This window comes from Arsukibacterium sp. UBA5043 (assembly GCA_002415085.1).
GTDB lineage: Bacteria > Pseudomonadota > Gammaproteobacteria > Enterobacterales > Alteromonadaceae > Alishewanella.
The window spans coordinates 551,297-564,208 of the sequence record DIBV01000017.1; the positions used below are offsets into that span (position 1 = coordinate 551,297).

At 48.5% G+C, this 12,912-nt stretch carries 15 protein-coding genes; 4 read left to right on the forward strand and 11 right to left on the reverse strand.

The window, feature by feature from the left end; genetic code table 11:
* Window positions 1-12: 12 nt before the first annotated feature.
* The 8 genes from B2Q61_RS16485 to glyA all read right to left on the reverse strand — a co-directional run bounded on the left by B2Q61_RS16485 (window position 13) and on the right by glyA (window position 6,537).
* Window positions 13-492 (reverse strand): phosphatidylglycerophosphatase A family protein, encoded by a 480-nt coding sequence (locus B2Q61_RS16485; protein ID WP_290617760.1) that lies wholly within the window; start codon window positions 490-492, stop codon window positions 13-15.
* Complete coding sequence (gene thiL / locus B2Q61_RS16490; protein WP_290617762.1) at window positions 489-1,472, reverse strand: thiamine-phosphate kinase; 984 nt, start codon at window positions 1,470-1,472, stop codon at window positions 489-491. Before thiL ends, B2Q61_RS16485 begins: the two co-directional genes overlap by 4 nt.
* Before the next feature lie 14 nt (window positions 1,473-1,486).
* A complete protein-coding gene (nusB, locus tag B2Q61_RS16495; protein ID WP_019674766.1) occupies window positions 1,487-1,900 on the reverse strand; it encodes a transcription antitermination factor NusB in 414 nt (137 codons plus the stop codon).
* Window positions 1,901-1,911: 11 nt separating this feature from the next.
* Window positions 1,912-2,376: a 6,7-dimethyl-8-ribityllumazine synthase gene (gene ribE / locus B2Q61_RS16500; protein WP_290617764.1), complete on the reverse strand. Its 465-nt coding sequence runs from the start codon at window positions 2,374-2,376 to the stop codon at window positions 1,912-1,914.
* A gap of 77 nt (window positions 2,377-2,453) precedes the next feature.
* A complete protein-coding gene (gene ribBA, locus B2Q61_RS16505) occupies window positions 2,454-3,563 on the reverse strand; it encodes a bifunctional 3,4-dihydroxy-2-butanone-4-phosphate synthase/GTP cyclohydrolase II (protein ID WP_290617766.1) in 1,110 nt (369 codons plus the stop codon).
* An 80-nt stretch (window positions 3,564-3,643) separates the two neighbouring features.
* The gene (gene ribD, locus B2Q61_RS16510; RefSeq protein ID WP_290617768.1) at window positions 3,644-4,771 is read right to left on the reverse strand and encodes a bifunctional diaminohydroxyphosphoribosylaminopyrimidine deaminase/5-amino-6-(5-phosphoribosylamino)uracil reductase RibD; all 1,128 of its coding nucleotides are present in this window, start codon (window positions 4,769-4,771) and stop codon (window positions 3,644-3,646) included.
* Window positions 4,771-5,223, reverse strand: a complete 453-nt coding sequence (gene nrdR / locus B2Q61_RS16515; protein WP_290611110.1) for a transcriptional regulator NrdR — start codon at window positions 5,221-5,223, stop codon at window positions 4,771-4,773. The genes ribD and nrdR overlap by 1 nt, the downstream gene beginning before the upstream one ends.
* 60 nt (window positions 5,224-5,283) lie before the next feature.
* Window positions 5,284-6,537, reverse strand: coding sequence for a serine hydroxymethyltransferase (gene glyA / locus B2Q61_RS16520; RefSeq protein WP_290617770.1), 1,254 nt, complete (start codon window positions 6,535-6,537; stop codon window positions 5,284-5,286).
* 239 nt (window positions 6,538-6,776) lie between these two features.
* On the opposite strand from glyA, the gene dinB reads away from it, so the two are divergent.
* Window positions 6,777-7,832 carry a DNA polymerase IV gene (gene dinB / locus B2Q61_RS16525; RefSeq protein ID WP_290617772.1) on the forward strand — a complete coding sequence of 352 codons (1,056 nt, stop codon included), beginning with the start codon at window positions 6,777-6,779 and terminating at the stop codon, window positions 7,830-7,832.
* A gap of 85 nt (window positions 7,833-7,917) precedes the next feature.
* Here dinB and B2Q61_RS16530 read toward each other — a convergent pair whose 3' ends face one another.
* Both B2Q61_RS16530 and B2Q61_RS16535 read right to left on the reverse strand, forming a co-directional pair.
* Complete coding sequence (locus tag B2Q61_RS16530) at window positions 7,918-8,130, reverse strand: cold-shock protein (RefSeq protein ID WP_019674773.1); 213 nt, start codon at window positions 8,128-8,130, stop codon at window positions 7,918-7,920.
* Window positions 8,131-8,394: 264 nt separating this feature from the next.
* The gene (locus B2Q61_RS16535; RefSeq protein ID WP_278369294.1) at window positions 8,395-9,711 is read right to left on the reverse strand and encodes a DEAD/DEAH box helicase; all 1,317 of its coding nucleotides are present in this window, start codon (window positions 9,709-9,711) and stop codon (window positions 8,395-8,397) included.
* A gap of 121 nt (window positions 9,712-9,832) precedes the next feature.
* Between B2Q61_RS16535 and B2Q61_RS16540 the strand changes: the two genes are divergently transcribed.
* Both B2Q61_RS16540 and B2Q61_RS16545 read left to right on the forward strand, forming a co-directional pair.
* Window positions 9,833-10,366 (forward strand): DUF2058 domain-containing protein, encoded by a 534-nt coding sequence (locus tag B2Q61_RS16540; protein WP_290617777.1) that lies wholly within the window; start codon window positions 9,833-9,835, stop codon window positions 10,364-10,366.
* Window positions 10,367-10,403: 37 nt separating this feature from the next.
* On the forward strand, window positions 10,404-11,267 hold the full coding sequence (locus B2Q61_RS16545) for a TraB/GumN family protein (RefSeq protein WP_290617778.1): 864 nt from the start codon (window positions 10,404-10,406) through the stop codon (window positions 11,265-11,267).
* A gap of 32 nt (window positions 11,268-11,299) precedes the next feature.
* Here the strand turns inward: B2Q61_RS16545 and B2Q61_RS16550 are convergent, their stop codons facing one another.
* Window positions 11,300-12,037, reverse strand: a complete 738-nt coding sequence (locus B2Q61_RS16550) for a methyltransferase domain-containing protein (RefSeq protein WP_290617780.1) — start codon at window positions 12,035-12,037, stop codon at window positions 11,300-11,302.
* A 37-nt stretch (window positions 12,038-12,074) separates the two neighbouring features.
* On the opposite strand from B2Q61_RS16550, the gene gloB reads away from it, so the two are divergent.
* Window positions 12,075-12,860: a hydroxyacylglutathione hydrolase gene (gene gloB, locus B2Q61_RS16555; protein ID WP_290617782.1), complete on the forward strand. Its 786-nt coding sequence runs from the start codon at window positions 12,075-12,077 to the stop codon at window positions 12,858-12,860.
* Window positions 12,861-12,912 lie beyond the last annotated feature (52 nt).

The following is a 12,912-nucleotide window of genomic DNA, read 5'->3' on the forward strand; positions in this document are numbered from 1 at the left end:
GATCCTTTATCGCTAATTCAGCAGCTGATAATAAAAAAGCAATTGCAATATCAACCAGGCGGGCGCGGCCGCCAATATATCGTCCAGCATAATCCCCAGGCCGCCATGCACTCGACGATCAAACCAACGAATTGGCCAGGGTTTTACAATATCAAATAAACGAAATAACAAAAAACCAATCAGCAAACTTTGCACACTTATCGGTACCAGTAACATGGTTAGCGCAAACCCGATAACTTCATCCCAGACAATGGCGCCATGATCATGTTCACCCACATCCTTTGCCGTTTTGCCACAAATGTAGATACCGAGTAGTGTACCAAGCACCAGAAATGCCAGATACCAAGCCGTACCCATGGCTGCGAAGGCAATAATAAATGGAATAGCTACTAAAGTACCAAAGGTTCCTGGCGCGCGGGGCGCAAGACCTGCACCAAACCCCAATGCCAGCAAATGCTGCCAGCGGCGTAATTGAAATTTATTATTATTCATGGGAAATGGACAAACCCCTGATGTTGATAATCAAATGGCTGCTCACCGGCCTTTAATTCCAGTTTACCGGCAACACCCGTAATCCGGCCAATACAACTAACAGGCACACCATAAGGTGAAAGTAACACATCCAGACTGCCGCGTTTGCTTTCCGGCACGGTAAACAACAATTCGTAATCTTCGCCACCAGAAAGTGCCATATTAAGTGCAGTAGCATGATCGCAACTGTCCTTCAGCGCCTGAGAAAGCGGAAGTTTATTGACGTCGATATAAGCCCCGACGCCGGAGCGGCGTAAAATATGCGGCAAATCACCACACAAACCGTCAGAGAGATCCATCGCACTACTGGCAACATTTCTAAGCGCCTGTCCCAGAGCAACCCGGGCAGAAGGGAAATGAAAACGTTGTAACAAATGTGCCTGATGTTTCTTACTCGCTTGAGCGTGCCCCTGACATACTTTTAATCCCAGTGCAGCATCACCGAGGGTGCCCGTAACATAAATATAATCGCCTACTTTCGCGCCGCCGCGGGTAATCGCCCGGCCCCGTGGCACCTGGCCCTTCGCGATCATAGTAAGGCTTAACGGACCGCGCGTCGTATCGCCGCCTATCAGACGACAATTATAATAATCAGCCGTTTCTGCCAGACCTGCCGCAAACTGGCGCAACCAGGTTTCATCCACCTTCGGTAGCGTCAAAGCCAGAGATAGCCAGGCGGGCTCCGCCCCCATTGCTGCTAAATCACTAACGTTTACGGTAACCAGCTTATGGCCAAGCGCTCTGGGGTCAACATCGGGGAAAAAATGAGTGCCACTAACCATCGTATCTGTTGTGACAACCAGATCATAGCCGTCGCGAATTTGCAGCACGGCACCATCATCACCCACGCCCACCACCACGTCCTGACGCGCAATACCGGCGTCAGCAAAGAAGCTGGCAATAAGTTCAAATTCACCCATAGCATGTAAAAAAGCCGACAAATGCCGGCTCTCCTTTAGTTGGTTCGCAGCACCCGAACCGCTTTATCGAGAATACCGTTAACAAATTTATGGCTGTCATCTGCAGCAAAGGCTTTTGCCAGCTCTATTGCTTCATTAATAATCACTTTGTAAGGCACATCAAGCCGATATTTCAGCTCGTACGCGGAGACCCGAAGCACCGCTTTCTCAACCAGGTCAATATCTTCAAACGGTCGTTCCAGGTAAGGTTTTAATGCCTCATCCAACTTACTATGATGCAATACCACACCGCGTAAAATATCTTGAAAATAAGCAACGTCCAGTTGTTTTACATTATTTTCCAACAAAAGCTGCTGTTCAATATCGGCTATCGGGTTATGGCTGACCTGCCAGCTGTATATCCCTTGTACCGCCAGTGAACGCGATTGACGACGCACATTTGGTTTCATAAAATTTCCTGTTACAGCTGGTCCAGCACGTTAACCATTTCCAGTGCTGACATTGCAGCCTCGGCACCCTTGTTGCCAGCCTTGGTGCCGGCACGCTCTATTGCTTGCTCTATGCTGTCAACGGTAAGTACGCCAAAAGCCACCGGTAGATCGTGTTGCATGGCAACCTGACCTATACCTTTAGTGCACTCGCCAGACACATATTCAAAATGCGGCGTACCGCCACGGATCACCGCGCCCAGCGCGATAATCGCATCATATTTTTTACTCGCTGCAACCCGTTGTACCGCCAGCGGCATTTCAAAGGCGCCAGGGATCCGTACGACAGTAATATCCTGTTCGTTGACGTTCCCCACTCGTTTTAAGGTATCAACGGCGCCATCTAACAAGCTTTCAACGATAAAACCGTTAAACCGAGCCACGACTAACGCGAACTTCTTGCCTTTGGCTACATAGCCGGCTTCAATCACTTGCATGGTAAATCCTCTCGAATCTGGGGCTGCAAAAATCAGCCGCGTATAATATCACAAAAACCGCAATTGCGGCATCGCTGTTATTCGGATACGTAATCGACGACTTCCAGACCAAAGCCAGATAAGGCGTGGTATTTTTTCGGCTGGCTAAGCAAACGCATTTTTTTAACGCCCAAACTGGCCAGGATCTGTGAACCGACCCCAACATTACGTGATGTGCCCTTCCAGGGTACCGTTTTGGGTTGCTCGCCTTTATCTTCAGCTTCAAATGCCTGTACCATCCGCACCAACTCTGCCGTTGACTCATGCTTGCCTAGCAACACCAGTACCCCGCCCTCATCCGCAATTCGCTTCATCGCAGTATGTAGTGGAAAACTTCGATTCGCTGCGCGATCAGCCAACAGTAAGTCTGAAAACGTATTGTGCAAATGCACCCGAACCAACGTTGCCTCATCGGGTTTAATTTCCCCCTTGACCAGGGCAAAATGCAGCTGATTGTCGATGGTGTCCTTGAACGTAACCAGCTGAAAGTCACCCACTTCAGTTGGTAATTGACAGGTAGCGACTTTCTCGATAGTTGTTTCATTCAGGTTACGGTATTCAATTAAATCAGCGATAGTACCGATCTTAATATTATGCTCACGGGCAAATATTTCTAAATCCGGTCGTCTGGCCATAGTGCCGTCATCATTGAGAATTTCCACAATGACCGCAGCAGGCTCCAGACCTGCCAACCTCGCTAAATCACAGCCGGCTTCGGTATGCCCGGCGCGAACCAGCACCCCACCATCCTGGGCCATCAGCGGGAAAATATGTCCCGGTTGGACGATATCTGCAGGACCCGCATCGCGGGCCACTGCAGCTTTGACCGTGCGAGCCCGATCAGCAGCGGAAATGCCGGTGGTAACACCTTCAGCCGCTTCTATCGAAACGGTAAAGTTAGTCGCAAAAGGAGATTTATTCGCATCGACCATAAGTGGAAGATTAAGCTGTTTACAACGTTTTTTATTCAGGGTAAGACAAATAAGACCGCGGCCATGCTTGGCCATAAAGTTAATGGCTTCAGGCGTCACATAGTCTGCCGCCATAACAAGATCACCCTCATTCTCACGATCTTCATCATCCATCAGGATGACCATCTTGCCCTGACGAATATCTTCAATAATTTCAGCAGGTGTATTCAGTTGCATAAAAACCCTTGTTATATGTTGGCACAATAATACCGGTAAAGATCATGCTACGTTCAGCCGGTTGTTAAATGGTATCAGAGCTAATTCGCCTGGTTCAGCAGCGCCGTCAGCCGAATATCAGTCCCGACCTGGTAAATATCATTAAATTCAAACCGGTGAGCCTGGCTCAACGTCGTTAATTCTGGTAGCGCCGCCATAGGCCGGGCTTGCGGTCCCAATAATACCGGCGCCTGATATAGAATAAATTCATCCACCAGCTGTTGTTGTAATAATGCACCGGCTAATGTAGCGCCAGCTTCTACCCAGACACTGCGTACCTGACGCTCAGCAAGCAGGTATAGCAATGCTTTCAAATCAAAATAACCTTTAGCACAAAGCGGGACCGCTAATTGCTGAACCTCTGATGGCATTGTTCGCTGTGGCTCAATGGCCGTGACACAGAGCAAAATGGCACCGGGCAAACTAAATAACGGCTCGTTGCCCGTTAATTGCCGGCGTCGGTCCAGAATCACCCGCAAAGGTTGTCGCAATTGCCCGTCGGATAATGGCGTTAATGCCAGCCCCCCTTCGGGCTGTCTTACGGTCAGACGAGCGTTATCGGCCAGCACGGTACTGGCGGTAGATAACACAGCGCTACTTTGTGCCCGGTGTACCTGAACATCGGCTCTTGCCTGTACACTGCTGATCCATTTACTCTGACCGTTAGCCAATGCGGTACGACCATCAATACTGGCTGCCAGTTTTAAGCTCAGCCAGGGTCTTTGCCGCTCCATAGCGCTGAGAAAGCCCCGGTTTAATGCCCGGGCTTCTGCTTGCATTAAACCACTCTCTACATAAATCCCAGCCTGCTCCAGCAAAGCAACCCCCTTGCCGGCCACCAGGGGGTTAGGGTCAAGCATTGCAATCACTACCCGCGATACACCCGCGGCAATTAACGCCTCAGCACAGGGAGGCGTGCGACCAAAATGACTGCAGGGCTCCAGTGTCACATAACAAGTGGCGCCGCACGCTTTATCGCCCGCCTCAGCCAGAGCATAAACTTCGGCATGGCCCTGGCCGGCCTGATGATGATAGCCACGGCCAACCACCTGATCGTTCTGGACTATTACCGCCCCGACATTCGGGTTAGGGTCCGTAGTAAACCGGCCTTTTGCTGCCAGCTGCAGCGCCAGAGTCATAAACTGGTTGTCGGCTGGGGTGAATGCCACTACTGCTCTCCTAAGCGGGCGATTTCCTCGCCAAATTCACGAATATCTTTAAACGAGCGGTACACGGAGGCAAACCTGACGTAAGCCACTTTATCGACCTTAACCAGTTCATCCATGATTAAATTGCCCAGCATTTTACTGCCAAGCTCGCGCTCGCCTGTAGCGCGTAACTGTGATTTAATTTTCTGAATAAGCTGTTCTATCTGCTCGGTTGATACCGGCCGTTTTTCCAGCGACCTTAGTAAACCATTTCGCAGCTTGTCTTCGTTAAAAGGCTCGCGCGAACCATCCCGCTTAATGATCCGCGGCATCACTAGCTCAGCAACCTCGAACGTTGTATAACGTTCATGACACGCCAGGCACTCGCGGCGGCGGCGAACCTGATGACCGTCCGCCACTAAGCGGGAATCAATAACCTTGGTGTCATCAGCATTACAAAAGGGACAATACATGGACAGTTCTCAGAGATAAAAATGGCCGCAAATGCGGCCATAATAGCACTAAATTAATGCTTAAGCATAAACCGGAAAACGACTGCATAACTGAGCAACATCCGCTTTAACCCGCTCGATTACGCTGTCATCATCAATGTTGTCCAATACATCACAAATAAAGCAAGCCACCTGACGCGCCTGTTCTTCTTTAAAACCACGACGGGTAATCGCCGGCGTGCCGATTCGCAGGCCGCTGGTGACAAAGGGTGAGCGCGGATCATTTGGAACCGAGTTTTTATTAACAGTAATATGCGCCCGGCCTAACGCGGCATCCGCTGCTTTGCCAGTAATGTCTTTATCGATTAAATCCATTAAAAACAAATGGTTTTCGGTACCGCCTGAGACGATTTTGTAACCACGTTTAATCATTTCATCGCACATGGCTTTGGCATTGTTTAACACCTGCTGCTGATACACCTTAAATTCAGGCTCTAACGCTTCCTTAAACGCAACCGCTTTAGCAGCGATGACATGCATTAACGGACCACCCTGACTCCCCGGAAATACAGCAGAGTTTAGTTTCTTCTCAATAGCTTCATTTTTACGCGCCAGAATTAAACCGCCACGTGGCCCGGCCAGTGTTTTATGCGTCGTTGTCGTCACGACATCAGCAAGCGGCACCGGGTTTGGATAAAGACCAGCCGCTACCAGGCCAGCAACATGCGCCATATCTACCAGCAGATACGCCCCTACTTTATCCGCAATATCGCGAAACCGCTGCCAGTCAACAATGCCAGAGTACGCAGAGAAACCGGCAATAATTAATTTTGGTTTGTGTTCAACAGCCAGTGCTTCAGCCTGATCATAATCTATGACACCCGTCTCTGGGTGCAGGCCATACTGGACAGCCTTATAGAGCTTGCCAGACGAACTGACATGTGAACCATGAGTCAAATGGCCACCATGTGCCAGACTCATTCCCAAAATAGTGTCACCCGCTTCCAATAGGGCTAAAAATACCGCCGCGTTGGCTTGTGAACCCGCATGAGGCTGCACATTAGCGTAATCAGCACTAAACAATTGCTTAGCACGGTCAATCGCTAAATCTTCAGCGATATCAACAAATTCACAACCGCCGTAATAACGTTTGTGTGGATAACCTTCAGCATATTTATTGGTAAGTTGTGAACCTTGTGCCTGTAAAACCCGTGGACTGGCATAGTTCTCAGAAGCAATTAACTCAATGTGCGCTTCCTGACGGTCGGTTTCATCTGTTATCGCCTGCCATAATTCCGGGTCAAAATCGGCAATATTCATCTCACGCTTTAACATGCTTTCTCCTGGGCGCGGGTCACGCTTACTGGTTAAATAAATGGGGACTGTTAATTGGCGCTTATTCTACCCTGATTTTATTCAGGATGCACCGAAAATATAGCCATCCAGCCATCCACGATATCGAGTGCATGACTTGTATTAATATCTGGATGGTCTGCTTTACACGTATCAGAGCTTTACAAGGCAAAACCCTAACACTACTATACTGTACATCAATACAGTTTCTTTTTGATACCATGGTCAGTCAGCGTAAAATTATTCATATCGACATGGATTGCTTTTTCGCCGCAGTAGAAATGCGCGATAACCCGATGCTGGCCACCATTCCACTGGCGATTGGCGGCAGCCGCAGTAGCCGGGGCGTTATCGCCACCTGTAATTACCCTGCCCGGGTTTTTGGTGTTCGCTCTGCCATGCCGACAGGTCAAGCTTTGAAACTATGCCCACAATTGCATCTCATGGCCGGCAATATGGAGAAGTATAAAACGGTCAGCAGGCAAATCCGGGCGATCTTTCAGCGCTATAGTGATTTGGTAGAACCGCTGTCGCTGGATGAAGCCTTTCTGGATGTCAGCAATAGCCGACATTTTGGCGGCAGTGCGACCCGCATCGCTGAAGATATTCGCCGGGTTATTCTGGCCGAAACCGGACTGACCGCTTCAGCCGGGGTAGCGCCAAATAAATTCCTGGCAAAAATTGCCAGCGATGAAAACAAACCTGATGGCTTATTTGTAATAACGCCACAACAAGTCACTGCTTTTGTCGACAACTTACCTTTGGCTAAACTTCCCGGAGTAGGTGATAAAACCGCCGAACGCCTTAACCGGCTAGGTTTAACAAAGTGTAAAGATATTGCCAGCTGCGATTTGGCAGTACTGGTCAAACATTTTGGCGCAATGGCCGATAGTTTATTAAAGCGCAGCCAGGGTATCGACGAGCGGCCGGTCCGAATTGAACGTCATGCCAAATCCGTCGGCGTGGAACATACCCTGGCAACAGATATCGACGTTTATCAGGACTGTGTAGAGGCCTTGAGTGCTTTATGGCCAAAATTACAATCACGACTGGCAAATCAGGGCGATAAAGGGCTGCAGAAGATTGGGGTTAAACTTAAATTCAGTGACTTTCGACAAACAACGGTGGAATGTCAGGCGCAAACCGCCAAACTCGAGCAGTTTTTACCCTTATTACAGCAAGCATGGCAACGCCGGCAACAGCAAGGGGTGCGGCTGGTCGGCTTACAGCTGGGTTTTACTGCTCCTAATCCAGGCCAGCTTACATTGCCTTTTTAAGGCGTCAGCGATTAATTGCTCTGGCTGAGCTGCAGATATAAAAAAGCCAGCTCTGTGGCTGGCTCTTTACAAGAAAACTATCAGATTAACCGGTTACAGTGACGTTTTCAGCCTGTGGACCTTTCTGACCTTCGGTAACTTCGAAAGTTACACGCTGACCTTCAACTAAAGTTTTACGGCCTGTGCCATTGATAGCGCGGAAATGAACGAATACGTCTTTGCCGCCTTCGCGCTCAATAAAACCGAAACCTTTATCTTCGTTGAACCACTTAACTGTACCAGAAATTAACTGTGACATAACACTCTCTTACTTTAACTAAATTTGCCGAAATCTCGGCGACTTAAATATTCTCGGCCAGCTTATCGAGCGGCTAAATATTCAAACGCATTATCAGTTAAGCTGATCATGCGGTCAATATAAATACCGGACGAGCAGAAAATATATTTTCCAGCCAGCCGTACCAGCTAAATCGTATTCGCCAGAAAGGGTTAACACCAGCTGGCACGACTTAAGCTTTTTTAGTGTAGCAGTAAAACTGCTGAACATTTAACCAGCAACCAATTATTTTTTACGGCGCACCGGGCCGCTGCCATCATCCCCACCCTCAAAAAAAGATGGCGCTTTATTTTTTGCCGTATCAGGCTTACTTTGAGACGTCCTGGCGACCTTTTTCGGGGCAGCACCTTTAGCTTTAGTCCTGCTGTCTGACTTAGCGATCAGCGGAGTAATACCGCTAAACTTAGCTGGCAAACTGTCAACAACCGAAAATGAAATGGCGTGGCGCAAAAATGCTTCAATATTTTGCAGACTTGGCCAGTCTTTCGGGCCGACCAGAGAAACAGCCTGTCCCTTTGCCCCGGCCCGGCCCGTGCGACCAATACGGTGGACATATTCTTCGGGATGCTTAGGCAAATCAAAATTAATCACATGTGACACTTGCAGCAAATCCAGGCCACGTGATGCCAAATCGGTGGTAACCAACACCTGAAATTTGCCGGTAGCGAATTGCTGCATCACGCTGTTTCGTTGTTGCTGGCTTAATTTGCCACTTAAGCCCACGGCAGTATAGCCGGCAGACTCGCAAACGCTGGTCAAGCGCTCGGCATCGGCCCGGGTAGCGGTAAACATTATCAGCTGATTAATATTCTGCTGCTTTAAAAAATAACTTAACAGCGCTTCCTTATGGCTGAGATTATCGGCCAGGAAAAACCGCTGTTCAATATCCTGATGGGGTTGATAGCCAGCCCCCACGGCAACCCGATGCGGATTCTTTAATAACGCCAGTGCCAGATTATCAACTTCTGCATGATCAAGAGTGGCAGAGAACAACAGAGTTTGACGCAAGCGGTGATCTGCAGCTTTGTTAATGGTGGTAAGTTGTGGCAGAAAACCCAGGTCGAGCATTCGGTCTGCTTCGTCCAGAATCAGCATCTCCAAACCTTGTAAAAACAGGGTTTTGTGCTCCAGATGATCCACAAATCTTCCTGGCGTCGCAACGACTATTGCCGGTTGCCGCTTCAGAATTTTTTCCTGATCGTTAAAGTTTTCGCCACCAACAATCAATGCGGCACTAATCGGGGTATTTGCCACCAGCAAGCGAAGCTGGGCGTAAACCTGTTTGGCCAGCTCACGGGTCGGCGCTAAAATCAGGGCCCTGGCATCTTGCTTCGATAAGGCCCGGCTTTTCAGCAAACGTTGCATCATCGGCAGCAGATAAGCCAGGGTTTTACCCGACCCCGTTTGTGAAGACACAATTAAATCACGGCCAACCATTACTGCCGGAATCGCCTCTTGCTGAATTTCAGTTGGCTTATCAAAGCCCAAATGTTGAATTGACCTGAGTAAGCGCGGGTCTAATGCTAAATCTTTAAATGGCAAAATGAACCTCATGACCTTAAAGTACTGCTATATGATAACCGAACTGGCTCATTTGAGTTAATAAGATTGCTTAGGGTACACTAAGCCGAGTAATTTCCCTTGTAAATTGAGTAACCCAATCATGAGTAATGCGTTTCGTGACCAGCTGCTAAAAGCTGGTTTGGCCGATGCCAAAAAAGTGAAAAAAGTGAAAAAAGAAAAACACCAGCAAAAGACTCAGGCTGGAAAAAGTGCAGTGCTAAACAACGATGCCTCTTCGCTGGCACAACAAGCTAAAGCGGAACAGGTAGCTCGGGATAAAGAGCTTAACAAGCAAAAACAGGCCGAGTTAGCGCAAAAAGCCATCGCAGCCCAGGTAAAACAAATGATTGAAACCAATGCGATTAGCAGCAAAGGCGAGCTGGGTTTTAATTTTGTCGACGGTAAATTGGTTAAAAAGTTATACGTCAGTAAGAAATTGCATGACGAGCTCAGCCGCGGGTTAGTCGCCATAGCCCGTCAGGCCGACCAATACCAGGTAATACCGGCCCCGGTGGCAGAAAAAATTATGCAACGTGATGCCAATAGCATCGTATTGCTCAATACCAAACAACAGCAACCTGATGAAGATGATCCCTATGCCGACTATCAGATCCCTGATGATTTGATGTGGTAATTTGCAACTGGTAATCATGCACTTAAAAGGAAACATCATGCGCTTATTTACTTATTTATTGTGCTATACCCTATTGCTTGTAAGCAGCTCGGTGTGGGCAGCCAGCGTCTGGAAAGTCAGTAAAGATGGCCAGCATTTTTATCTGGCAGGTACCGTTCATTTACTCAGTAAAAATGACTACCCGCTGCCTGCGGCATACGACACCGCGTTTAATCAGAGCAGCGAGTTGCTGTTTGAAACGGATTTGAACGCGTTAACCAGCCCGGCTGGCTTAAGCAAAATGATGCACCAAAATACCTACAGCGATGGAAAAACCCTGGAGCAGGTGTTATCAGCTGAGGTCTATCAGCAACTGAAAAACTACACCACAGAGCGTAACATGCCCATTGCAGCAGTCAGCCGGTTCAAACCAGGCTTCGCTGCCATGATGCTTGCCAGTGTCGAAATGCAACGTTTAGGAGCAGCAGAAACGGGGGTCGACATGCATTATCTGCAGTTGGGCCAGCAGCAGGATAAGAAAATTAGCGGGCTTGAGACCACAGATCAGCATCTGGCAGTGCTAGATGGTATGAACCTATTAGATCCGGATGTCATCATTCGCTCCACGTTGCAGGATATGCCCAAAGTGGAGGGGCAGTTAGTCGACATGAAACAAGCCTGGCGCAGTGGTAATACTGAAAAACTAGAGCAATTATTTGTTGAAGATCTGCAGCAGGTACCACAAATGTATGAGATTTTACTGGTTAACCGCAATCATGCCTGGATGCCCATGCTGCAATCTTTAACCGGCAATGAGCATACCACGATGGTACTTGTAGGTGCGTTGCATCTGGCGGGCGAAGACGGTCTGCTGAAGTTGTTGCAACAACAAGGCTATACTTTAGTTCAGCTTAATGAATAAAAACATGGGGTAATTGAACAGGCCTGTGCTCATTAGCGACAGCCCTGACGGGCGCTAACGCCTTTGACCCCGTCAGCAAAGGCCGGCGCCAGTTGCCATCGCTGGCGGATAGGGGTCAGAGGCAATTCGCGTTTCCGGGCCACCAACAGATAACAACCGGCAAAATAATTAAGATATTGTTCTGCAAAACGTTGCACAGAGCTATCAGCATATTCATTTACCAGCATGCTGCCATAAAAAAATCGTTGTTCAGCAAGCACTTCGAAACCAATCAAATGTAACCAGTCTTTTATCCGACCAGGCGAAAAAAAACGGCCTTGCCATGGGTAACGCTGCTTTAACCAAGGCGCAATGCCCACCAACGCCAATAAACTTACTGGATTAAATCCCGTTAACAACAGGTAGCCATCGGAAATCAGTACCCGATGCGCTTCCCGCACGATATGGTGAGGATCGGCCTGATATTCCAGACACTGGCTCAGCAACACGGCATCAATGCTGTGACTGTCTATCGGCAACGTATCAGGTAACCCTATCAGATGGCTTTTACCGTTGTCACTGCTGCCTAAACGCACCTGATTTTTTATGTTGCAGCCCGGCAAGTCTAAATCACTGCTCAAATCGCCAACTTTAAGCAGGTAATACCCAAATATCTGTTGCCACCAGGGTTGCAGCTGTCTGCTAATCGCCTGCGCTAAAGCCGGGCCTTGCAAAAATGCCTGCCAGCTTGCTGGTACCTGCGGTTCATTTTCGTTCAATGCTGGTTTCATGATAATCTGGTGCCTGCTTTTAGATGGGGGCGCTTTAATGTTAAAAGAAAATCTGATGTTGAGTATTAGTCCGCTGGCTGCCTTTGAGGATAACTACATTTGGTGTCTGTGTCAGCCAGCAAGCTCACATTGTGTTGTGGTTGATCCCGGCGATGCCAAGCCCGTGTTAGAATTTTTGCAGCAACAGCAAAAAAAACTGTATGCCATACTCATTACCCATCATCACCCTGACCATACCGGCGGCCTTGCACAATTGCAACGTGCCTACCCTGATGTAAGAATAATTGGTCCTGCCGCCGAGCAAAGCAAAATACCGTTATTGACCGAACGTGTGCAACAGGATGATATCGTTGAACTGACACCTTTGTCCTGTCAGTTTCAGGTAATCGATTTACCCGGCCACACTTCAGGCCATATTGGTTTTTATAGCAAACCGTATTTATTTTGTGGCGATACTTTGTTCAGTGCCGGCTGTGGCCGGTTATTTGAAGGCACCCCGGCACAACTTCATCACTCATTGCAGAAACTCGCTGCGCTTCCCGAGGATACCGCAGTGTATTGTACTCATGAGTATACTTTGGCTAACCTGCGCTTCGCCCTAACCGTCGAACCCGATAATCAGGCACTGCAGGATTATCAGCAACATTGTCTGAATTTACGTGCGAAAAACCGGCCCACATTGCCAGCAAGTTTAGCCACGGAGAAACGGGTCAACCCGTTTTTGCGATGCGAAAACAGTGCTTTGCAACGCAAGTTCCAGCAAGATGATGCGCTTAGCCTGTTTACCCGGCTCAGAGCAATGAAAGATCAGTTTAAATCCTGACTTGCAATCGGGCTTTGAACAGGTAACATGAATTTTTTTTCGCGGAATGACC